Genomic DNA, 21,714 nt, shown 5'->3' on the forward strand with positions numbered 1-21,714 from the left:
TATTAATGAAATTTATATCTGCAAAGTTAGTCTAAATAAATTAGTCAAACAAGCGTATACGGGTAAATTTATGATTTATACACAAAAACTTTTGTCTGTTATCAATTAATACTCTTATATTTAATTATAAGAATGTACAAAAAAGCAAGAAGAATAATCACTTCTACTACTCCTCTTGCTAACATGATTTATATTTTTATACCTTTTGGTCGATTCTCATCTTTCGCATATAATCCTGGTCGCCCGATAATGATATGGTCAGCGATGAAATTTCCCGATGGACTTCGCTCATTTGCCGGACTGCGTATCTGCGAAGCATTTTCGGTATGTTGTGATGGTTCGTTCCGTACACCACTTGCATCCGGTTTGACCTCCTGCCTTTCATTCTCCTTTTCGGTAACATCCGGTGTAGGCGGTGCAAGTTCCAACTGAATCTTTCGGTCAAGCGCAGCAAGTTCGGATTTCAACTGTTTCAGTTCGTCCTCCTTCTTCCACACTTTGCCCGCTATTTCCTGCAACTGCGGAATCTCCTTTTCCAGTACCTCATTCTTCGCCTTGTACTGGTCGATGATGGACGGAATCCTCTCCAATGCGTTCAGGAAATTGCGTGCGGCGGCTATCGGATCAGCCATCGCAAGATGCCCGTTGTTGTAGGTGTACTTGTAGTTTCCCTCCACCACAAAGCGGTTGTCAGTAAACTCCAGCCCTTCTTTGAGAATCCGTTCACTGACCACCTTTATCGGAAAACCGTAAAGTTCCCCGACAGCCTTGTACAGTCCGCCCGTCGTGGCATTCTTAGCGATTTCCTGCAAACGCTTACCAATAACTTTCTCGTCTGTTGAATCCACGCCGTCCACCTTTACAAGATTAAGGCGGCTACCTTCCTTATCAGTCTGCACAACGGAAAGAAAACGATTCCAGTCTTCCGTCATGGCATCAATGAATGCCGTATTGTTGCGCAGTTCTCCCGTCTTGGATTCCAGCTTGAACTCCGAATCGCGCTTACCCTTGTTGAACGACTTGCGTTCCCCTTCGAGCGAGGCGATACGCTTTTCCTGTTTCGCCTTATCGAGCAGGTCTGTATTGCCGGAGAGCAATGCCATATACTCCGAGAAATTCATGCCCGATTTCTCGTCCATCGCTCCCTCGTCGATGGTACGTGCGCCCATCGCTCCGCTTTTAAGCTGCGATATGAACGTCTGCTTGCAATGCAACAGGTTGAACTTGTAGCTGTCCAGTGACTTTTCCACGGCGTAAATGATGACATCCACGTTGTTCCCGGCAAAATGTTTGGCGATCTCGTTGCCGGCTCTAACTCCACGTCCGTCACGCTGTTGCAGGTCGGACGGTCGCCACGGTGTATCAAGATGATGGATAGCCACACACCTTTTCTGCGCGTTTACGCCCGTTCCGAGCATACTTGTGGAACCGAACAATACACGCACCGTCCCGGCGTTCATGGCATCTATCACCGCCTTGCGAGCCTTGTCGGTCTTGCACTCCTGAATGAAGCGCACCTCACTTGCCGGTATGCCGTAGTCCTCCGTCAGTTTTCGCTTTATCTCGCTGTACACGTTCCACCCGTCGCCCGGCTGGTATGTCCCCAAATCCGAAAAGACGAACTGCGTTCCCTTGTGCGCATCGTATTTATGGTAATACTCCGCTATCGTCTTGGCGCAGTGTGAAGCCTTGTTGTCGGGGTGGTCTTCATAATTGGGGTCTATCATGCGCATGTCAAGTGCCATCTTCCGCGCGTAGTCGGTGGCGATGAGCATCTTTGCTTTCTCCTCCGTTTCAGACAGCGGCAACCTGCCCAACAGCGTAGCGTCGCCCGTCTTCGCAAATTCCATCAGTTGTTTGATGAAATACTCTTGGTCGGGCGTAGGCGGTATGTGGTGTAGTATCTCGTTCTTGTGCGGACGATCCACACCCACGTCCTCCGCTGTGCGGTAGTCGGTGATTTCGTTGTAAAAGGCGGCAAGCTCCGGAACTTTGATGAAGTAGCGGAAACGCTCTTTCTGTACCACATTATTTGTCACGTTGAACTCGAAGTCGGTCGTCTTCTTGGCGAATATAGCCGCCCATGCGTCGAAGCAGCGGATGTCTTGCCGTTCCAGCTCCTTCGGACGCAGATATTTGAAGAGCAGGTACAATTCCGTCAGACTGTTGGATATGGTCGTACCGGAGAGGAATGTCGCCCCCAAGTCCTTGCCAGTACGCTCCTGTATGGTGCGTATGGCAAAGAGCATATTCAGGGCTTTCTGGCTCCCTTCCGAGTTTCCCAACCCCGCCACACGGTCATGCCGGGTATTGAAAGTCAAGTTCTTAAATTGGTGCGATTCGTCAATGAAGATATGGTCGATACCCATTTGCTTGAAGTCCACCACGTCATCCGTGCGCGACTTGATGGCGTGTTCCACCTTCTCCAGCTTCGCTTCAAGGTTGTGTTTACGTTTCTCCAGCCCTTTCAGCATCGCCCGCGACACGTTCTTGCCCTGTTGCCGCAAGACTTCGAGGTTTTCCTCTACCGTGTCAAGCTCCGCTTGCAGTATGCGCTGCTGCAACTCCGGCGACTGCGGTATTTTCCCGAACTGGTCGTGCGACATGATGACGCAATCATAGTCATTGTTCTTGATGTTGTTGAAGAAACGCACGCGGTTGGCAGTCGAGAAGTCCTTTTCCGAAGCGTAGAGGATGCGGGCATTCGGATAGGCAGCCTGATAAGTGGCGGCAATCTCCGCGACATTGGCTTTCAGACCGATAATCATCGGCTTATGCGCCAAGTTCAGACGCTTCATTTCATGCGCTGCAATGCACATTATCAGCGTTTTACCAGTTCCCACTTCGTGGTCGCATATTCCGCCGCCGTTCTGTTTGAGCATCCAGACGCAATCCATCTGCGAAGGGTAAACGCTTTTGATTCCCCGGCTTGCCAGCCCTTTCAGATTGAGGTCGGGAAAGGTCTGGTGCGAGCCGTCATACTTCGGGCGCACGAAACAGTTGAACTTGCGGTTGTACATCGTCGTGAGCCGTTCCTTGAACTGTGGCGACTGCTCTTCGAGCCATTCGGAAAACCCGTTGCGAATCTCGTCAATCTTGGCGTTGGCAAGCTGGATACCTTCGCTGTCACGCACCTTGATGTCGTTGCCGTGTTCGTCCTTGCCAATGGACTTCATCATGTCGGGACAGGTGTTGTGTAGGGCGTGTTTCAACAGGTGCATACCGTCATAGTTCCGGTAATAGCCCTTCACCAGAAACTCGTCCGTAATCTTCATGGTGCGGTAGCCGCACGCCACGGAAAACTCGTCCATGCTGGCGGAATAGGCGATTTTCACGTCCGTGCCGAAAAGATGGCTCATGTAGGCGGCATACACGCCTGTTGGAATCCATCGTTCCCCGAAGTTGAAGTCGAGGTCTTCAAAGGCGATGCGCTGCGGTTCGGCATCCTTCAGCGCGTCCAACGCCTGCTTTATCTCCGGCAACCTTTCACTTTCCGGATTGTTTCCCATCCATGCCTCTATGCGTTCCGCTTTCTCTATCACGTTCCCCGCAATGAAGCGATCTTTAATCTCGTAACCGGTTACGAGGGGATTGTAGAAGATACGCCCTTTGAGGGCATTGAGCAGCTCTTCTTCCGTACTGTCGGTTATCTCCCGCATATAGTCGAGATTGACCGTGCCGAACTTGTTGAGCGAAGCGGACAAGGCTTCTTCGGGAGAACCTGCGTTGGCGTGGTTCTCCACCGAGAAGGAAACGGGACGCTCGAAGATGTCCGCCTTGACAAACTTGCCGTCCTCAGCACGTTCCAGCGAAAGGATGTCGCGCCCTCCGGCATCCATCATCACCAGTTTCACATTCTGTCTGGCGTTGAGGTTGCCGTAGCGCATGACAAACTCGTCATAGCAGGTGTTCAACGCCTCGCGTTGCGCAGACCCTTCATCGTGATACTCCGCCTCATAGCGGTAAAGCCGCTCGTATGAATCACGGAGTGACACATACAATATCGCTTTCTCCTTCTGGTAGCCGGTCAGGTCAAGCGGTTGGAAGGTCGCGCCGTAAGGCGTGAGGTCTTTCAAATAGCCGAGATTGCGCGAAGTATCCAGTACCATAGAGCCGTCACGGTGGTGTGACTCCAGCAGACCGTTGAACGGACGGGGAGAAAGGTCGAGAGGTTCATCCTTCGGCTTTTCCATTTCAAATTCCGGGAAAAGGGAAGTCGCCGGTTTCACACTTGCATTATTGTCCGTAACGTGATCGGGGGTGACTTCCTGCTGTGCTTCGGGCTGTTTCCTCGCTTCTTTTTCCGGCATGTCAGGAGCGGCTTTTACATCCGTGCCGTCCACCCGTTGTTTTTCCTGATGTTCCGCAGCCAGCCGGCGAAGTTCCTTGCGCCGTTCAGGTGTCAGCCCCATCATCATCTCGTAAAAGCCGTTGATGGGGGGATTGGTTTCCCAGTCCAGTGTGGCATAAATATCGTCAGGGTCGCTTTGTTTCACGGTATTCTCCGGCTTTGTTTCCTTGTTCCCGTTTACAGGTCTGGCAATTTCAACAGGAGGAGCAGCCGTAACCTGCGGCTTGGGATTAGGTACAGCTCGTTTTGTCGTGTTTCCTTTCTTCGCCGTCTTTTTCTTTTTGACAGGTTCTTCTATGGGCATTCCCCAAAGGTCAAGCAGGGTGAGCTGCACGGCTGCCGAGTGATTTTGTTGGCGTGGCTCTATTTCCGGTTTTTCCTTTATCGGTTGCGCCTGCGGTTTATCCACGTGGATTTCTTCTGCCCGTGCCGAAGATACCGTTTCCAGCTTTGCAGTTTGGGTTTCCACCTTTGCTTCAACGGCAAGCCGTTCCCGTGCCTGCCCGATTGCACCCGAATACAGGCGCATGACAAGCCTCATGTGGCAGTCCTCGTCAAGCATACGGCGCAAATCCCCGGCGATGCCTGCGGTTTTGTCCTCGTGCAGATAGACCATAGCGGGCTTGCCGTAAGGGTCGGTATCGAGTTTTGCGGTCGTATGCACGATACGTTCGGGATGATGTATGAAATAGGCGTTGTCCGTCAGGTTTGTCTTCGTATCCGTCTGTATCACGGTCAGCAGCCGTTCATCCTGCGACAGTTCCGTTTTGTGCAGGTTTTTTTGCAGGATTATCAGGTCGCTGCCCACCTCTGTCCCCGCGTTGTCCGAAAACAGGTTGTTGGGCAGGCGGATTGCCGATACCAGATTCGCCTGACTGAAAAGTTCGTTGCGCACGGAGGTCTTGGCACTGTTCAGTACTCCCTGCGACGTGATGAAAGCCACGATGCCGCCGTCGCGCACCGTGTCCAGTCCTTTTAGGAAAAAATAGTTGTGGATGGCTTTCTGTGCCGAGCGTCTGCCGAAAGATTCACTCCTTTGAAATTCAGCGTCAAACACGGCTATGTCACCGAACGGGATGTTGGACATCGCCAAGTCGAAATAGTTGTTGAACGGCTTTTCGATTTTCTCAAAACCGTCTATGCGCATCTTCTTGTCGGGGTGGAGCTGTCGCAGGATCGTACCCGTGAGCAGGTCTTTTTCAAACGCCATCACATCCGCGTCGGGATTGTGCCGCAGCACGGCGTCCACGAACACGCCGACACCAGCCGACGGCTCTAGCACACGCGACGGGCGGACACTGTAATCCGCCAGCACATCGGCTATGGTGTCGGTTATCTCTTTCGGTGTGTAGAAAGCTGTCAGCACGGACGCTTTCAGTGAATCCACAAACCGTTTGTACTCCATGTCGTCCCGGCTGTTCTCCCGTATCAGCCTGTGCAGTTCCACGGTAGGGGCAAACAGTTCGAGGTCGGATTTCGCCCAGTGGACGGCATCCGTCAGTTCCCTTGCAGGATTCAGAATACATTTCAGACCGCCGAAACCGCAATACTTCCGGAGTATTGCCCGTTCTTCGGCTGTCGCCGTTCTCTGCTCTCTCTCAAGGATGAATGCCGTCCGTATCGCCTCGATATTGTCCCGCAGCTTCTGTTTGCGGTTAAACGCCATACTCCTCTATATAGAGGACAGCAGCCCCCGTCAGCTCCGTGTAGAGCAGGTCATAATCGGGCGACAGGGCGAAATTGTCGTCCGAGAGGTCATAAATGGAGAATACGTTTCCGACAAGCGGCAGCAGTTTTCGGGTAAAGGATTCACGCTTCGTTTCCGGCACGTCGCCGGCAAACTCGTTCTCCACGACCTCGCGCAGTATGGCGTACTTGGAGTAGCGAAGCCCCTCCAGCAATGTGTTCATCGCCAGTTCCTGCGCCCCAGCAGCAGGATAGCCTTCAAGCCTTGCCCGTTCATACGTTCCTGCGGCACGGTCGGCGCGTTCACGAATGAAGGCTTCGTCGGTCGCCTGTTCAAATTTGTTCGTTCTGAGATAGTCCAGCAGGTACAGACCGTAGTAGGAAAAGTCGGTCTGCCCCTCGTTTTTCTTCTTGTTGTTCATTACTTTGGAATTTAGTGGATTAGTAGATAATGACCGGGATAATTGTCCGAAAGGAGAAAGAAAAGGCACTCGGTATCCCTCCGAGTGCCACCACTAAATCCAAAGTATGAGTGTAATCCGGTATCGAAGAACAGTTCATTACTCTGAATCAGTGGCAAAGTTAACACTATTTCTTCCGTCCTGAAAATTTCTTGGTCGTTTTCCTTTCGGGGAACACGAAAGTCGTGTTGTAGCCCTCGTCAAAGGCAACCACGGCATCGAAACTCTTGCCCTGCTTGCTCTTGAAGCCTTTGAGCAGCTTCGTGTGTCCGTCGGTGAGCAGGTCTTTGATTTCTTCATCGGTGAGGATACGGTTTGCCTTCAGGCGGAACACGGGCAGTCCGCACTCCGCGTTGTCGCAGCGGACGACCTTGCCGTAGAACTGCATACTTCCCGTTCCGCACTTGGGACATTTGCAGCTGGAATCCCTGCGGGCGAACAGCTTGTCGCACGAGAGCAGTTCGGAGGTAATTTCCCGCGTGTACGCCTCTATCTCCTTGCGGAAGGTATCGGCAGGAAGTTCCCCGCGCTCAATGCGTGCCAGTTCCTTCTCCCATTCGCCCGTCATGGCAACGTCGGCGATGCGCATCGTCTTCACAACCGAGTAGAGGGCAAGCCCCTTTTCTGTGGGTACGAGCGATTTCTTGCAGCGTTCCATGTAACCGCGTTTGAAGAGCGTTTCGATGATCGCTGCACGGGTAGCAGGCGTGCCGATGCCGCAGTCCTTCAAAGCCTGACGCAGCGCATCGTCCTCAATCTCCTTGCCTGCCGTTTCCATAGCGGACAGCAGGGTGGCTTCGGTATGCAGCGGTTTGGGTTTGGTCTTTCCCTCCGTGATGGAGGCGGCTTTCAGTGCCAGCGTATTGCCTTCCTGCCAGCCGGGGATGATGGTTTCCTCCTTGTCTTCCTCGCCATAGACAGCACGCCACCCGGCTTGCCTGATGATGCTGCCCTTTGCCACAAACTCCACTCCGGCACACTCCGCCGTGACGGTAGCGGTGTCCTTGACACATTTTTCAGAGAAAGCCTCAATCATGCGTCCGGCTATCATCTGATAGATGATATTGTCCTCTTTGGATAGGAACAGCGGTTTCTCGCCCGTGACGAGTAGGGCATGGTGGTCTGTTACCTTGCCGCCGTCCACGCTGCGGCGTGTCGGCACTGCCTTCGGATTGACTTTGTCTTTCCATTCGGGCAGGTTGCCGATGAAGGCGAGCAGCTTGGGAATTTCCGCAAACACGTCGTCGGGAATATAGCGGCTTCCGGTTCTCGGATAGGTGATGAGTTTTTTCTCGTAGAGCTTCTGCGCAATTTCAAGCGTCTGTTCCGCTGTGAAGCCGTGCTTGGCATTAGCTTCCTTCTGGAGCGTGGTCAGGTCGTACAGGAGCGGAGTGTCCTCCGTCTTCTCCTTACGTTCTGCTTTCGTGACAGTAGCTGTGCCTGCTTCCTTTACCTTGTTATATAGTTCCGTCGCCGGCTCTTTCTCTTTCCATTTCTCGGAAGAAGAGAATTTCACCACCTCGCCGTTGCCATCGTCAGCGGCAATATGGAGCTGCCAGAAAGGTTCTACCGTGAAACGACGGTTCTCCCAGTAACGTGCGCACACCATCGCCAGTGTGGGTGTCTGCACCCGTCCGACGGAGTACGTGCCGTGTCCGGCGGCGATGGAGAGTGCCTGCGTGCCGTTGATGCCCACAAGCCAGTCAGATTCGCTCCGTGCTTTGGCGGCAAGGTAGAGGTTGTCATACTTGCTGCTGTCTTCGAGGTTGCGTAATCCCTCACGGATAGCCTTGTCGGTGAGCGAGCTTATCCAAAGGCGCACGAAAGGCGTGGCGCATCCGGTATAATGATAGAGGTAGCGGAAGATAAGTTCTCCCTCGCGCCCTGCATCGGTCGCTACGATGATCTGTTCACTTTCCTTGAAAAGACGGGCGACGGTTTTTATCTGCGACACCACGCCGCTGTCGGGCTTGTAGCCCTTCTCGGTCTTTTCCTGACGGGGAATGAGCGTGAAGGTTTCGGGAATGACGGGCAGGTTGTCACGGACGAAGCCGCGTATGCCGTAGCCGTCGGGCATGGCAAGCTGGACAAGGTGTCCGAATGCCCATGTCACGGCATAGCCGCCTCCCTCGAAATATCCTTCCTCTCTTTTTGTCGCGCCCACGATGCGGGCGATTTCACGTGCCACGGATGGCTTTTCTGCAATGATTGTCTTCATGCTGATTACTTTTTTATGAATGGTTACTTTGGATTTAGTGGCGGACACGGGATGTTACATCTTCATGCCCTTGTTGTTTCTCCTCTGAGGCTTCTCCTGCTGCTTTTGCTGTTTGTCGTCTTTCGGGGCGGTTTGCCCTTTTTGCAACGGCTCTTTCAGGTTCTTGGTCGCCTCGTTGGTCTTGCCTTCGCTGTTCACGGCCACCTGCGTGCGGCTCTCGTTGGACGGGGCGACCTTCTGCGCATTGTCGGGGTTGGTGTCATAGCGGTACGGGCGTCCCTTCTCCGGGTTGAACTTGATGTACATCGTGGCGTGGAAGCCTTGCTTGTCGGTCACGTTCTCCAATTTGATGGTTTTGCCTGCCGCATAGTCGGCTTTCTGTTGCTCCGTGAAATTCACACCGCTCCATTTGCTGATGGGACGGATGCTGCCGTCGGCGTTCGTCCACGTGTTGCGGCGTTGCTCTTTCTGTGGGGCTGCGGAGTTTTCCATGCCTTGCGCCTGTCCCTGTGTGGGATTGTTCTTGGCTTCTTGCGTCTGTGCGGTACGGGGCGACCTGCCTGTTCCCGGTACGAACTCCACGCCTCGCTGTTCCACGTTTACTTGGAGGGTGGTGACGAACTTCCTGCCGTCGTTCCGTTCGATGAGCTTGTCGCGCACGGGCAGCCCGGCACGCAGCATATCCTGTTCCTGCTTGGTGATTTCCGTCTTGCCGATACTCTCCGGTATGCGCACCTTGTTTGCAGGAATGTCCGTGATTTCATTCGTCTTGCGGTCTATACTGATGAACGAGGGTATGATTTCACCCGTTTCCCTGTCCACGATGTCCACGACCCTGCCGAGGTTGCCCGTTTCGCGCAGGTTCTTACGGTCTTCGTCGGAGAACTTGTGTTCCTTGTACTCGTCGAGTTTCTGCTCCTTGCGGATGAAGTGCGGCACGAGGCTGACATTGCCCTCGCTGTCCTTCTTGAAGGAGAGGCGGGCATCCAGTTCAAAAGCCTCGCCGCCGAACTTGGGCGACACTTTCACCAAATCGGACTTGCCGTAGTTGAGCATCTTGGTCAGGTCGCCGGACTTTTCAAGGTCGTCACGTTTCACGCCCCATTTCTCCTCCAGCTCCTGCCAGTTGATTTTGCTCTCGTCGATGGGTTGGTAGCCCCGTCTGCCTTGCGCCTGTTGTTGCGGGCTTTCCTGATTCTGTTCCTGTTTCTTTTCCATTTCTTCCTGTTTTTGCTCCGTTTGTTCCGCCTTTTCGGTAGTCTGCTCTTCCTTTACCTGCTTTTCGTAGCCGGAGGTGTCCACCTTGTGGGGCGCGAGCAGTTCCTTGTTGGCTTCGGGGGCTTTCAGCAGATCTTTCATTACCTCCAGCAGTTTGTCGGCTTGGTCTGCCGCGACACGGTAGAAACCGAAGCGGCTCGGCTCCTTGCACTGCCGGAAGAAGTTTTTGAAGAAGTTGTCCAGCACATCGCCGTGGCGGTCGAATTGCAGGAAACTCTGCGCGTTCTCCGCTTTCGCGGGGGTACGCTTTGGGGAACCGTCGGCATCCAGCCCGGCTACCACGCTGATTTCGCCCGTCTTCTCGTCACGGACTATCAGCACATCCTTTTCGCTTTTTTTCTTTGCCATCTGAAAAATGTTTTAATGGGTTATTTTTGAAAGAAGTTATGGATACGAGCCTTGTAGAAGGCTATATCTTCTTTTTTGAAGTCCTTTACGTGTCCGGAAAGGAACGTCAGCACGTCCTCCTCGCTGTAATAGGTCTTTTTGCCGAGCGTTTTGTACGGTAGCGCGCCGATGCTGCGGTAGCGTTGCAGGGTACGCTTGCTGATTTGGAGCAGCATACAGAGGTCTTGGTTGTCGAACATCCTGATACGTTCCATCGGGTTCGGGGCTTTGCCGGACGGTTGCAAGGAAAGCAGCAGTTCGTCCTGACGGTCGAGCCGTTCCATCAGTTTCTGCATCCAGCTCTCGAAATTGTTTCGGGTAAGCAGTTCCATACGTCACGTCCTCCTTCCTTTGGGTTTGCCGCCTGTGCGCAGTGTGTGGTTGCGTTTCAGTTCCGTCGGTGTAGCCTCCTCCTCCACAACGGTGCAGTCAGCAAGCAGGCGGTCGATTTCAGACTGGCGGTAGCGGCATTTGCCGCGCAGTACCACATAGCCGATGCGCTGTTCGCTGCGCATACGCTGGAGGGTACGGCAACTCACGTTCAGCAGGTGCGCAGCCTCACGGGTGGTCAGCAGCCTGTCGGGGGATTCTCCCTTGCTTTCGCCGGAAACGGCACGCACGTGTGCCGCTATCTCGGCTATCTGTTCCGTCAATGCGGTAAAGGCGGAACTCTCCATTGTTATCACTTTCATATTCAGTCCTTTCTTTTGGTTTCTGCGGCAAAATTCGGCAATAAACAAAAGGGGCTTTAACAGCTCACTACGTGTCTCACGTAAGATTTTTATCCGAAATGGCTCCGTAACCCGGACAGACGGCGCAACATACAGCCTTTCAGCGGGAAACGATATGCGTTCATGAGGATGGCGTTACCTTTGCGGCAAACCTGAAATGTTTTGAATATGGAAATTGTATCTATCGAGAAAAAGACCTTCGAGATGATGGTGGCGTCTTTCAACGCCCTTTCGGAGAAGGTGGCCGCCCTGAGGCGCAAAAGCGACGGCGGACGGTTGGAAAGGTGGCTCACAGGCGAGGAGGTCTGCGGGCAGTTGAGAATCAGCCCGCGCACGTTGCAGACGTTGCGCGACAAGCGGCTTATCGGCTACTCGCAGATAAACCGCAGGTTCTATTACAAGCCGGAAGAGGTCAGACGGCTGATTCCGCTTATCGGTACGCTCTATCCCGGCGGCAGATAATCTTATTATTCACCCACTGAATCCAAAATTATGATGAACGAGAACAACGATGTTTTTACGATGGAGGACGAGCCGCTTGCCACCGCGATACAGAATATGCGCAAAGGCTCTAAATGGCTCTCTGCATTTTTGGAAAACTACCGTCCGCCGCTGGACGGGGAACGTTACCTGACGGACAGGGAGGTGGCGGAACTGCTCCGCGTGAGCCGCCGTACCTTACAGGAATACCGCAACAACAGGGTGCTGCCCTTTATCCTTTTGGGAGGAAAGGTACTTTACCCCGAATCGGGATTGCGTGAACTGTTGGAGGCGAATTACCGCAAGCCGCTGGAATAAAGAAAGCATGAAAACGAAAAAAGGAAACGGACAACTCAAATTGGGCTGTCCGTTTCCTTTTTGTCGGTATGTACGCGTGTTCAACAATACCCGGCTTTCCCGTTCTGTATGAACATCACGTATGCCTGTCGCTTGTCCTTCGAGAGAGCTTTGTTCACAAGCCACGTGCGAAACACGTGCGTGCAGTAGGTGTTCAGCCGGAAAGCAATGGGTATGATGATTTCAAGCGAGAAAACATCCCCGTACAGACCGTTTTCAAGCTGTATGTAGCGGCACACCTCGTAATCGCTCAGCACGTCCGTCTTGCGGACGGCTTTGATGGCGGCGTTCACTGCCGGGACACCCGTGTGGAACAATCCGGCGATTTCTCCGGCGGTCATCCAAACTTCGTTACCGGTTACGCTGACGGTCTTGTCTTCTATAATGATTGTGTCACGTTTCATGGCGTCTCTGTTTTTAGATGGTGCAACCTGCAAATTCCTCGACACTGTTCAACCTTGCGGCAAGGTTCTCCATGTCTTGGTTGAGCTTCTCTTTGGTGATTTTCGCGTATATCTGCGTTGTTTTTATACTCTTGTGTCCCAGCATGGAACTGACCGTTTCGATGGGTACGCCGTTGGAGAGGAACACCGTCGTGGCTGCCGTGTGACGGCTTTGATGCCATGTGATGTGCTTGGTGATGCCGCAACGCTTGGCGACGACACGGATTCCGGCAAGGCACGTGTTGTAGTGGGGAACAGGAAAAATCCTGCCGTTTTCGCACAGCCCCCGGTATTTGTCGATGATGCGCTTCGCTATGTCAAGCATACGGATGTTGGACACCACACCCGTTTTCTGGCGATTGATGTTTATCCATTCGTGTTCGTCAAAGTAGGTGCGGATATTCTCTTCCGTCAGGTTGCGCATATCGGCGAACGACAAGCCCGTGAAGGCGCAGAACAGGTATAGATCACGGTACAGTTCTTGCTTCGCATTCTTCAGCTTGCCTTCCATTAGCAGGCGGATTTCATCTTTCGTCAGAAAGCTGCGGGTCGTTTCCTCCTTCTTGATTTCGTATTCCCTGAACGGATCGCGTGTGAGCCACTCGTTGTTGATGGCGATAAACACCATCGTCCGAAGCGGGCAGACATACAGCCACACGGTATTGGTGCAGCAATGTTTGTCCGTTCGCAGAAACATCTCGAAGTCGGAGATGAAAGCGGGAGTGAGCTCCTTCAAGGCAATATCCTTCACGTGGTAGCGGATGGTGAGGAACTCTTGCAGGTGCTTGTAAACGATCTTGTACTTGTCAAACGTGCCTTTGGCTTTCATGCCTGCCTCCACCTGCTTGGCATAGTCCTCGTTGTGTTGCCGGAACACCTGCAACAGCGTGTGGTAGCGGTGTTCCAGTCCGAGAAAGGCGTTTTTCACCTTTTCCGCAGTGACGAAGTTGTCACGCTCCATGATTTCCTGATAGTGCTTGTTGATGCGTACACGCATTTTGTCGAGCATACGGTTCGTTTCGAGTGCCGCCGTGCTTCTGCCCGTGACACGTCCTCCTTTGGTGTCCCACAGCTTGGGATCGACGGTCAGTTTGCAACTGAACTGCGTCTGGCTGCCGTCCACCGTGATGCGTCCCATGACGGGTACTGTTCCGTCCTTTTTCACTACCTGACGTTTGAGGTAGTAGATTACTGAAAATGTACTCTTCATCGTCCTTAATTTTTTTAGGTTCAAAATTAGTCGGTGAAGAATCCTTAGTCGGTACGCAAAACACGGAGGAACGGCGCAATCTTTTTCCGTAACCGGATTTGTTGCGTGAGTTGTCAGTAACTCACTATATCACAATGCCTTGTTTTGCCATTCGTACCCATTTTGTTACCTATATGGTGTGGTTACGAACAAGTAACGTAGCGACGTCTTGACTTGGCTTCGGCAAGGATTGTGGTGGCGTTGGAGATAATCGGCAGCTTAAATGAAACCTCTGTAAATCAATTCTATTACTTCATTCTTCCTTATTCCACTTTTTTGTAGTAACTTTGTATAAAAATTCAATAAGGAAGTAGAAAACAATGCAATCTAACGAATATACACTCCCCAATGGTTTGCGTATTATCCATGAACCGACTCTCTCAAAAGTAGCTTATTGTGGTTTTGCCATTGATGCCGGAACACGCGATGAGGCGGAGAACGAGCAGGGTATGGCTCACTTTGTGGAGCATCTCATTTTTAAGGGGACGGAGAAACGGAAAGCCTGGCATATCCTCAACCGGATGGAGAATGTTGGGGGGGACCTGAATGCTTATACTAATAAGGAAGAGACGGTCGTTTATTCCGCTTTCTTGACCGAACATTTGGAACGGGCCCTCGAGTTGTTGGGGGATATTGTATTTCATTCTACTTTCCCCCAGCATGAGATAGAAAAAGAGACAGAAGTCATTATTGATGAAATCCAATCATATGAAGATACTCCTTCAGAGCTGATATTTGACGATTTCGAGGATATGATATTCCGCAATCATCCGTTGGGAAGGAATATTTTGGGCAAACCGGAGCTGTTGCGGAGTTTCCGCACTGAAGATGTCCTTTCGTTTACCCGCCGGTTCTATCAGCCGGGGAATATGGTATTCTTCGTGCAGGGGCAATATGACTTCAAGAAGATAATCCGCCTGGCGGAAAAATATCTGTCGGATATTCCCGCAGTGGAAGTGAACAACCGTCGTGTACCTCCTCCGCTTTATGTCCCCGAGCATTTGACGATTGCAAAGGATACGCATCAGGCACATGTAATGATTGGCAGCCGTGGGTATAATGCCTATGATGACAAGCGTACGGCTCTCTATCTGCTGAATAATATCCTCGGTGGTCCCGGCATGAACAGCAAACTGAATGTAGCCCTTCGTGAGCGCAGGGGACTGGTTTATAATGTCGAATCCAACCTGACTTCTTACACCGATACAGGGGCTTTCTGCATTTACTTCGGAACCGATATTGAAGACATGGATACTTGCCTGAGGTTGACTTATAAAGAGTTGAAGCGGATGCGTGACACAAAGATGACCTCATCCCAGCTTGCCGCAGCCAAGAAACAACTCATCGGGCAGATAGGAGTGGCATCCGACAATTTTGAGAATAATGCGTTGGGAATGGCGAAAACATACCTGCACTATCACAAGTACGAATCGCCCGAGCTTGTCTTTAAACGTATAGAGACATTGACAGCAGAACAGTTATTGGAAGTAGCCAATGAGATGTTTGCAGAAGAATACTTGTCTACGTTGGTTTACAAATAGCGTATGATGTTACTATGATATAACAGGACCACTAATGAACTGCTAATATTAAATTGACCATGAAAAACTTAACACGAAAAGTCCGGATTTGCCTGGTTGGGCTGATGCTGTCTCTTGCCGTGGCCGGACAACAGAAAAACAATTTTACCTACACGTCGGCTCAGGAACTCCTGCTGGTAGGTAAGGCAACATCAGAAGGTGAATATTTCCATCGGGTAGATACGGCGAAGTATCATTCAATGCCGCCCAGAGTGAAGAAACTTTTCACAAATTCTGCCGGATTGGCAATCGCCTTTACTACGAACAGCCCGGTGATAAAAGCTAAATGGACTGTTCCTGATAACCCGCAGTTACCCAATTTGACACGTATTGCTCAGAAAGGGCTGGACTTGTACATTAAACGGGATGGAAAATGGCAGTTTGCCGGAGTAGGGATGCCGGGTGGCGTAACTACGGAAAGAGTGCTTGTTGACAATATGGGTACCGGAGAGAAAGAATGCCTGTTATATTTGCCTTTGTACGATGAATTGAAGAGCCTTGAAATAGGAGTGCCTACCGATTCGTACATACATAAAGGGCAGAATCCCTTCAAAGAGAAAATAGTGGTGTATGGATCGAGCATTTTGCAGGGAGCGTCAGCCAGTCGTCCCGGTATGGCTTATCCGGCACGTTTGTCCCGTAGCAGCGGATATAATTTCATCAATTTGGGATTGAGCGGTAACGGAAAGATGGAGAAAGAAGTTGCTGAAATGCTGGCGAATATCGACGCAGATGCCTTTATCTTGGACTGTATCCCCAATCCTTCACCGAAAGAGATAACCGAACGTGCCGTTGATTTTGTAATGACATTGCGGCAGAAGCATCCTGATACTCCTATTATCGTGATACAGACATTGATACGCGAAACAGGAAACTTCAATCTGAAAGCCCGCGAGAATGTAAGACGGCAGAATGAAGCCATTGCCGAACAGGTGGAAGTACTGCGTAAGAGGGGTGTGAAGAACCTGTATTTCATAAAAGAAGACCGTTTCCTGGGGACAGACCATGAGGGAACGATTGACGGAACTCACCCCAATGATTTGGGATTCGACCGGATGCTGAAGAAGTATAAACCGGCTATTGGCAAGATTCTGAAGATTAAGTTCAGGGATGAATAAGTATATCATATAGGTGTAGGCAAATGTACCGGTCGTTCGTATAGAATCCTCTATTGGTCTTTAATAACTTTCAGATTTACTATTGCTTTATTATACCTGCTCTTGCTTTTCGCTGGTTAATTTTGTATCTTTACAGGTTTTTGTTTCTTTAGACACAGGTGGGCACCTTATGCAGTGACCATTGTCACTTTGCAACGGGACAACTACCCGAATGCATAAACTATTATAGTTTACTGCACTCAAAATCCTTATTCGCTGCACTGAAAACTCTTAAATAGAACTATAAGATTATGGCTTATTACAATTTAAAAAAGGAACCTGCCTTGACTACAAAAGAAGGGGAAACAGAAACGATGTATGCCGATGTTGTTTATAATGGAACGATTACGGCAGAACGGTTGATCCGCATGGTTGCCAAGAGAACCGGATTTAAGGAAGGGGTGATAGACGGCATCCTCACGGAATTGAAAGATGACGTTTTGCAGTATCTGGGCGAAGGATACCGTGTCGAACTGGGAGAGTTTGGTTTCTTTTCCGCCAAGGTGAAAACTGCCCGTCTGGTGGCAAACAAGAATGATCTTCGTGCCAATTCGGTTGCTTTCAATGGGGTGAACTTCCGTGCTTCCAAGAGCTTCCGGGAAGGTCTTCGCGGGGATTTGGAACGTAAGAAGTCCGTTGATTTCAAAACTTCACGGGAATGGGATAAGGAAACCTTGAGGAGACTTGTCCTGCAACATATCAGACAGCATGGCTTCATTACACGGTCTACTTATACACAATTGACGGGGCGGTTGAAGAATACTGCACTTGCCGACCTCAAATCTTTTGTATCTGAAGGAATCATCAAAAGAGAAGGGCGGGGCAATCAGATGCATTTCATTGCATCCAGTCACATGCCGAGTGACTCAAATATTAGTGAGTGATATTTAAAGTCTATATTCATCTTTTTCAGTTGATGTTTTTGTATTCGTGCGTACGAGTCCAAAGCATTGTTATGTTTAGGCATGACATTGAATCTATTAGGATTTTCTTTATTATAATGAGAATGCTTGAAGAAAATACATAATTGTAAGTACTGTATTCTGTGGAGTGCTTTGAACTATGTGTGTGATTTGTTCGATTAAGGTGCGAAAACTGTTCACCTACCTGAAAAAAACGTTCTCTTGATATACTCTTTTTAGACAAATATTTATTTTTGTATATCACCAAAAAGTCTAATCATAGCCTATTAGCTTCAGAGTACATGAAACACATTTTTAATATTACCTTATTATGTCTTTATTTCTTTATATCATCAGATGTAAATGCGCAAGACATTGAAATCAGGCACTTGTCTACCGCGGACGGACTAACCCATTTCTCTGTAATTTCACTCTATCAGGATGAACGGGATTTCATCTGGTGCGGTACACGGAACGGAGTAAGCTTGTATAATGGCAGGGAGTTTAAGGAATATCGGTATCATAAAGGAGACACAACCAGTCTTTTCTGTAATACAATTACCGCTATTACCGGTGACCGTGCCGGACACGTTTTTCTGCATACCGTATTGGGCATAGCTTTGTTTGATATGACTTTGGATAAGTTTTCGGTACTGTTCAAAGGAGAGGTTTCGGCCATGCTTTATGACAACCAGCTTTATTTTGCCTGTAACAATATCATATACACGTATGAAAGTGGTAAGATAAAACAGCATTATGAATTGCCGGACAGAACAAATCAAATTGTGAGCTTGAGCAGAAATGACGGTCGATTGTATATAGGCACCGAGAGTAATGGCCTTTATATCCTGGTGGATGATGGAGAACTTCAGCATCCTATTCAAAAAGGAAAAATAGGGTCACTTTTCAGAGACAGCCGTAAAAGGTTATGGGCCGGAAGTTGGGATTCCGGACTTTACCAAATCTCAAACGACAGTATTGTACATTACAGCCATCAGCCTGAAGAGGCAGGTTCGATAAGTTCCGATTTTGTCCGCGTCTGTTGCGAAGATAGCCAGGGGCATATATGGATAGGCACTTTCAATGGACTGAACCGTTTTGATGAAAAGACCAAGACTTTTGTGAGTTATCTTCGTCGTGAGAATGAGTCGGAAAGTATATATTCTTCGGTTTGGAGTTTACTTTGTGACCATCAGGGGACTCTTTGGATAGGAACATACTATGGAGGATTATGTTGCATTAATCCCCAAAAGGAGATATTTCACCATTTCCATACATCCCGGCAGGAACGAAAAGGTTTAAGTTTCCCGACTGTGGGGAAAATGATAGAAGATAACCGGAATAATATCTGGATATGTACTGACGGCGGCGGGCTCAATATGTATGATCCTCAATCGGGAAATTTTAAATGGTATTTCCACAGTGATTCACGAAACTCTATATCACATGATAATATAAAAGCATTTTGGTATGATTCCGGCAAGGATGTATTGTGGATAGGAACGCATCTAGGTGGCTTGAGCCGCTTGGATTTGAAAACCGGTATTTTCGCCAATTATTATGCAAAGGAATCGAGAAAAGGGGATTTGCGAACGAACATAATATCAACCATAGTACCTTATAAAGGGAAATTCATACTGGCTACGCAGGGTGGTGTAATGCTTTTCGATCCGGTTACAGGCAGTTATGAGCAGTTGTTTTCGGGCCCTGACGGGATATCCACTATCCAACGGGTGAATAACCTATTGATAGACCATCGTGATATTTTATGGATAGTAGGTAGCGACGGTATATATTCTTATCGGTTCGAAGATGGAAAAATGACCTATTACCAATCAGACCCGTTGAAACCCGGAACGTTATGTAGCCCGCATATTCATAGCTTTTATCTTGATAGCCAGAATAATCTGTGGGTATGTTCCGCTGATAGCGGCATGGATTTGTATGATTATGAAACGGATAGTTTCGAGAACTTTTCCGGCTTGTCTGGCAACTGTGTTTATGGAATGTGCGAACTTCATTCAGGCAATCTTCTGGCTTTGACTAATAGGGGACTTTCACTTTTGAAATTTAAGAAAGACATAGGATTAGTCGTACTTAGCGAATGGGCGATGAAAACGATTAATGAAAATTCCGTGTACCAGTCCGAAGACAGTACGATATATATCGGCAGGGCGGATGGGATGATTTCTTTCAAAGAATCGGATTTGCTGCATCCGTCTATTTATTTCCATATATTTCCATATCGTTTGCTTGTGAACGGGCATGAGGTAGAAGTAGGGGATGATACGGGAATATTGGAAGAATCTATCACTGTGGCAAAAAAGGTTGTATTGAAAAGCTCACAGTCTGTGTTTACTATAGGCTATGCCGCTTCAAACTATTTGCCCGGTGAACCTGAACATTTAGTGTATCAGCTAAAAGGCTTTTCGGACACTTGGACTCCACTTAGGGATAGCCGAGAGATTACTTATACAAACCTGAAACCCGGAAATTATACTTTAATAGTAAAATCAGTGGCTCCGACCGGTGATATGATACCGGAGAGCTTGTTGGGGATAGAAATACTCCCGCCATGGTATCTTACCATATGGGCTTATTTGTTTTATGTGGCCGTTACCGTGTTGGTATCCTATTATTTGATACGCGTATATCACAACAGGATACAATTGCAGGAATCGCTCAAGTATGAACGGCAGCATACGCATGACGTCGAAGAGCTGAACCAGTCGAAACTCCGGTTCTTTACGAATGTATCGCATGAGTTCAGAACTCCGCTGACTCTTATTATTGGGCAGATGGAGACGCTTCTGCAGGGCAAACTTCTTTCGCCGCCTGTTTACCAGAAGTTTTTCAGTATATACAAGAATAGTATTCAGCTCAAAGAACTGATAAGCGAATTGCTTGATTTCAGAAAACAAGAGCAGGGATATATGAAGATGAAAGTTTGTGAAAACGATATTGCCGGTTTCCTTTATGAGAATTATCTTCTTTTTAAAGAATATGCAGACACAAAAGGCATTAAGATGATATTTGAAAAGCCGGATAAACCTGTTTGCCTTTGGTATAATGCCAAGCAAATGCAGAAAGTAGTCAATAACATACTTTCAAATGCTTTGAAATATACTTCTCGTGGAGGAGCCGTCACACTATCGGTTCGTGAGGATGAGAATGAGGTGGTAATAGAAATTGCGGATAATGGATGTGGCGTGGACTCTCAAGAGGTGGAGAAAATATTCGACCGCTTCTATCAATCGAATCCCGATGATTCTGGTACGGGGACAGGGGTTGGATTGGCGCTGACTAAATCAATCGTAGAATTGCATGGCGGTACAATCAAGGCTGAGGGTGCAAAAGGAGAGGGGATGACATTTACCATTTGTCTTAGAAAAGGTAAGGAGCATTTCATGCCCGAACAATTGGAGGAGGAAAATCCGGTTGTAGATGTTACGGGTGACTATTCGCAAGATTATCGTAACGAAGAAATGCCGTTGCCTTTGCTACTGGATGATGATATGACGGTTGAAGATGAAATAGTTCAAGAAAAGGAGAATGATTTAAAAATGCTGGTTGTTGAAGACAATAAACAGCTCAGGGAGTTGTTGGTACAGATATTTACTCCTTTTTACTCTGTGGTGTCAGCAGAAGATGGCGAGGAAGGGCTTGAAAAGGTAAGGACGGAATCTTTCAATATTGTCATTAGCGATATTGTAATGCCGAGGCTTTCGGGAATCGAACTTTGTAAAGAGATAAAGAATAATATGGAGACTTGTCACATTCCGGTTATCCTGTTGACGGCCAGGACAGGGGTCGAGCACAATTTGGAAGGATTGCGGATTGGCGCTGATGATTATATCACAAAACCGTTTAACGTGCCTATTCTCATTTCCAGATGCAACAATATCGTAAAAAACAGATTTATGCTTCAGGAGAAATTCAGCAAACAGCCATTGGTCGGCCCTCAAGCACTTGCGTCCAATCCATTGGATAAGGAATTTCTGGATGAAGTGATTGAGATTATAGAAAAGCATCTGAGCGACAGTAAGTTTAATGTAGATATCCTTGTATCCGAAATGCTTATCGGACGCACACGTCTTTTTCATAAACTGAAAGCTATTACAGGGCAAACTCCTTCTGATTTTATATCAAACATCAGGCTTAAGAAAGCTGCCTTTTGGCTTAAGAATAATCCCGAGTTCAATATTTCGGAGATAGCGTACCGGACAGGATATACTTCTGCCAGATATTTCAGTAAGAACTTTAAGGAGAAGTATGGTCTGATACCTTCTGAATATCGAAAAGAATCATCTGTGCCGGAGCCGGATATGAACGAATCCGTATTCGAATAAACAGGAATCGTATACGCTTCTCCTACGCCATATGTGCTAAATGTTCGTTTCTGGTGCTACGTTTGTTCAGCCCTTATAAATAGGT

General features: G+C 49.0%; 15 protein-coding genes. 6 read left to right on the forward strand and 9 right to left on the reverse strand.

The features are described 5' to 3' along the window. Positions 1-188: 188 nt before the first annotated feature. The 7 genes from ACGHVY_RS15905 to ACGHVY_RS15935 all read right to left on the reverse strand — a co-directional run bounded on the left by ACGHVY_RS15905 (position 189) and on the right by ACGHVY_RS15935 (position 11,405). Complete coding sequence (locus ACGHVY_RS15905) at positions 189-6,017, reverse strand: N-6 DNA methylase (protein ID WP_390599825.1); 5,829 nt, start codon at positions 6,015-6,017, stop codon at positions 189-191. Further along, the gene (locus ACGHVY_RS15910) at positions 6,007-6,459 is read right to left on the reverse strand and encodes a DUF1896 domain-containing protein (RefSeq protein WP_390599827.1); all 453 of its coding nucleotides are present in this window, start codon (positions 6,457-6,459) and stop codon (positions 6,007-6,009) included. The genes ACGHVY_RS15905 and ACGHVY_RS15910 overlap by 11 nt, the downstream gene beginning before the upstream one ends. A gap of 166 nt (positions 6,460-6,625) precedes the next feature. Next, entirely contained in the window at positions 6,626-8,716 is a 2,091-nt protein-coding gene (locus ACGHVY_RS15915; protein WP_390599829.1) for a DNA topoisomerase, read from the reverse strand. A gap of 54 nt (positions 8,717-8,770) precedes the next feature. Then, positions 8,771-10,342, reverse strand: a complete 1,572-nt coding sequence (locus ACGHVY_RS15920; protein ID WP_390599830.1) for a DUF4099 domain-containing protein — start codon at positions 10,340-10,342, stop codon at positions 8,771-8,773. Between the two features lie 20 nt (positions 10,343-10,362). Next, positions 10,363-10,713: a helix-turn-helix domain-containing protein gene (locus tag ACGHVY_RS15925; RefSeq protein WP_072546577.1), complete on the reverse strand. Its 351-nt coding sequence runs from the start codon at positions 10,711-10,713 to the stop codon at positions 10,363-10,365. Positions 10,714-10,716: 3 nt separating this feature from the next. Beyond that, a complete protein-coding gene (locus ACGHVY_RS15930) occupies positions 10,717-11,073 on the reverse strand; it encodes a helix-turn-helix domain-containing protein (RefSeq protein ID WP_390600947.1) in 357 nt (118 codons plus the stop codon). A gap of 89 nt (positions 11,074-11,162) precedes the next feature. Further along, positions 11,163-11,405 (reverse strand): hypothetical protein, encoded by a 243-nt coding sequence (locus ACGHVY_RS15935; RefSeq protein ID WP_390600992.1) that lies wholly within the window; start codon positions 11,403-11,405, stop codon positions 11,163-11,165. Here ACGHVY_RS15935 and ACGHVY_RS15940 point away from each other — a divergent pair. Continuing rightward, positions 11,317-11,574, forward strand: a complete 258-nt coding sequence (locus ACGHVY_RS15940) for a helix-turn-helix domain-containing protein (RefSeq protein ID WP_308245285.1) — start codon at positions 11,317-11,319, stop codon at positions 11,572-11,574. The genes ACGHVY_RS15935 and ACGHVY_RS15940 overlap by 89 nt on opposite strands. Positions 11,575-11,604: 30 nt before the next feature. Beyond that, the gene (locus ACGHVY_RS15945; protein WP_390599832.1) at positions 11,605-11,910 is read left to right on the forward strand and encodes a helix-turn-helix domain-containing protein; all 306 of its coding nucleotides are present in this window, start codon (positions 11,605-11,607) and stop codon (positions 11,908-11,910) included. 80 nt (positions 11,911-11,990) lie between these two features. On the opposite strand, the gene ACGHVY_RS15950 is transcribed toward ACGHVY_RS15945, so the two are convergent. Beyond that, positions 11,991-12,353 (reverse strand): RhuM protein, encoded by a 363-nt coding sequence (locus ACGHVY_RS15950; RefSeq protein ID WP_390599834.1) that lies wholly within the window; start codon positions 12,351-12,353, stop codon positions 11,991-11,993. A 13-nt stretch (positions 12,354-12,366) separates the two neighbouring features. Further along, positions 12,367-13,602: a site-specific integrase gene (locus ACGHVY_RS15955; RefSeq protein WP_390600950.1), complete on the reverse strand. Its 1,236-nt coding sequence runs from the start codon at positions 13,600-13,602 to the stop codon at positions 12,367-12,369. Positions 13,603-13,961: 359 nt separating this feature from the next. Between ACGHVY_RS15955 and ACGHVY_RS15960 the strand changes: the two genes are divergently transcribed. From ACGHVY_RS15960 to ACGHVY_RS15975, 4 genes are all read left to right on the forward strand, one after another. After that, positions 13,962-15,182 carry a M16 family metallopeptidase gene (locus ACGHVY_RS15960; protein WP_390599836.1) on the forward strand — a complete coding sequence of 407 codons (1,221 nt, stop codon included), beginning with the start codon at positions 13,962-13,964 and terminating at the stop codon, positions 15,180-15,182. A gap of 59 nt (positions 15,183-15,241) precedes the next feature. Beyond that, positions 15,242-16,339: an SGNH/GDSL hydrolase family protein gene (locus ACGHVY_RS15965; protein ID WP_390599838.1), complete on the forward strand. Its 1,098-nt coding sequence runs from the start codon at positions 15,242-15,244 to the stop codon at positions 16,337-16,339. Between the two features lie 290 nt (positions 16,340-16,629). Further along, entirely contained in the window at positions 16,630-17,262 is a 633-nt protein-coding gene (locus ACGHVY_RS15970; RefSeq protein WP_390599839.1) for an HU family DNA-binding protein, read from the forward strand. A 320-nt stretch (positions 17,263-17,582) separates the two neighbouring features. After that, positions 17,583-21,629: an ATP-binding protein gene (locus tag ACGHVY_RS15975; protein WP_390599841.1), complete on the forward strand. Its 4,047-nt coding sequence runs from the start codon at positions 17,583-17,585 to the stop codon at positions 21,627-21,629. Positions 21,630-21,714 lie beyond the last annotated feature (85 nt).

The organism is Bacteroides sp. f07, assembly GCF_042854785.1.
GTDB lineage: Bacteria > Bacteroidota > Bacteroidia > Bacteroidales > Bacteroidaceae > Bacteroides.

Bases quoted from the DNA above. Each gene is read 5' to 3' on its own strand.
- ACGHVY_RS15905 (WP_390599825.1), bottom strand. From the start codon at position 6,017: ATGGCGTTTAACCGCAAACAGAAGCTGCGGGACAATATCGAGGCGATA.
- ACGHVY_RS15910 (WP_390599827.1), bottom strand. From the start codon at position 6,459: ATGAACAACAAGAAGAAAAACGAGGGGCAGACCGACTTTTCCTACTAC.
- ACGHVY_RS15915 (WP_390599829.1), bottom strand. From the start codon at position 8,716: ATGAAGACAATCATTGCAGAAAAGCCATCCGTGGCACGTGAAATCGCC.
- ACGHVY_RS15920 (WP_390599830.1), bottom strand. From the start codon at position 10,342: ATGGCAAAGAAAAAAAGCGAAAAGGATGTGCTGATAGTCCGTGACGAG.
- ACGHVY_RS15925 (WP_072546577.1), bottom strand. From the start codon at position 10,713: ATGGAACTGCTTACCCGAAACAATTTCGAGAGCTGGATGCAGAAACTG.
- ACGHVY_RS15930 (WP_390600947.1), bottom strand. From the start codon at position 11,073: ATGAAAGTGATAACAATGGAGAGTTCCGCCTTTACCGCATTGACGGAA.
- ACGHVY_RS15940 (WP_308245285.1), top strand. From the start codon at position 11,317: ATGATGGTGGCGTCTTTCAACGCCCTTTCGGAGAAGGTGGCCGCCCTG.
- ACGHVY_RS15945 (WP_390599832.1), top strand. From the start codon at position 11,605: ATGATGAACGAGAACAACGATGTTTTTACGATGGAGGACGAGCCGCTT.
- ACGHVY_RS15950 (WP_390599834.1), bottom strand. From the start codon at position 12,353: ATGAAACGTGACACAATCATTATAGAAGACAAGACCGTCAGCGTAACC.
- ACGHVY_RS15955 (WP_390600950.1), bottom strand. From the start codon at position 13,602: ATGAAGAGTACATTTTCAGTAATCTACTACCTCAAACGTCAGGTAGTG.
- ACGHVY_RS15960 (WP_390599836.1), top strand. From the start codon at position 13,962: ATGCAATCTAACGAATATACACTCCCCAATGGTTTGCGTATTATCCAT.
- ACGHVY_RS15965 (WP_390599838.1), top strand. From the start codon at position 15,242: ATGAAAAACTTAACACGAAAAGTCCGGATTTGCCTGGTTGGGCTGATG.
- ACGHVY_RS15970 (WP_390599839.1), top strand. From the start codon at position 16,630: ATGGCTTATTACAATTTAAAAAAGGAACCTGCCTTGACTACAAAAGAA.
- ACGHVY_RS15975 (WP_390599841.1), top strand. From the start codon at position 17,583: ATGAAACACATTTTTAATATTACCTTATTATGTCTTTATTTCTTTATA.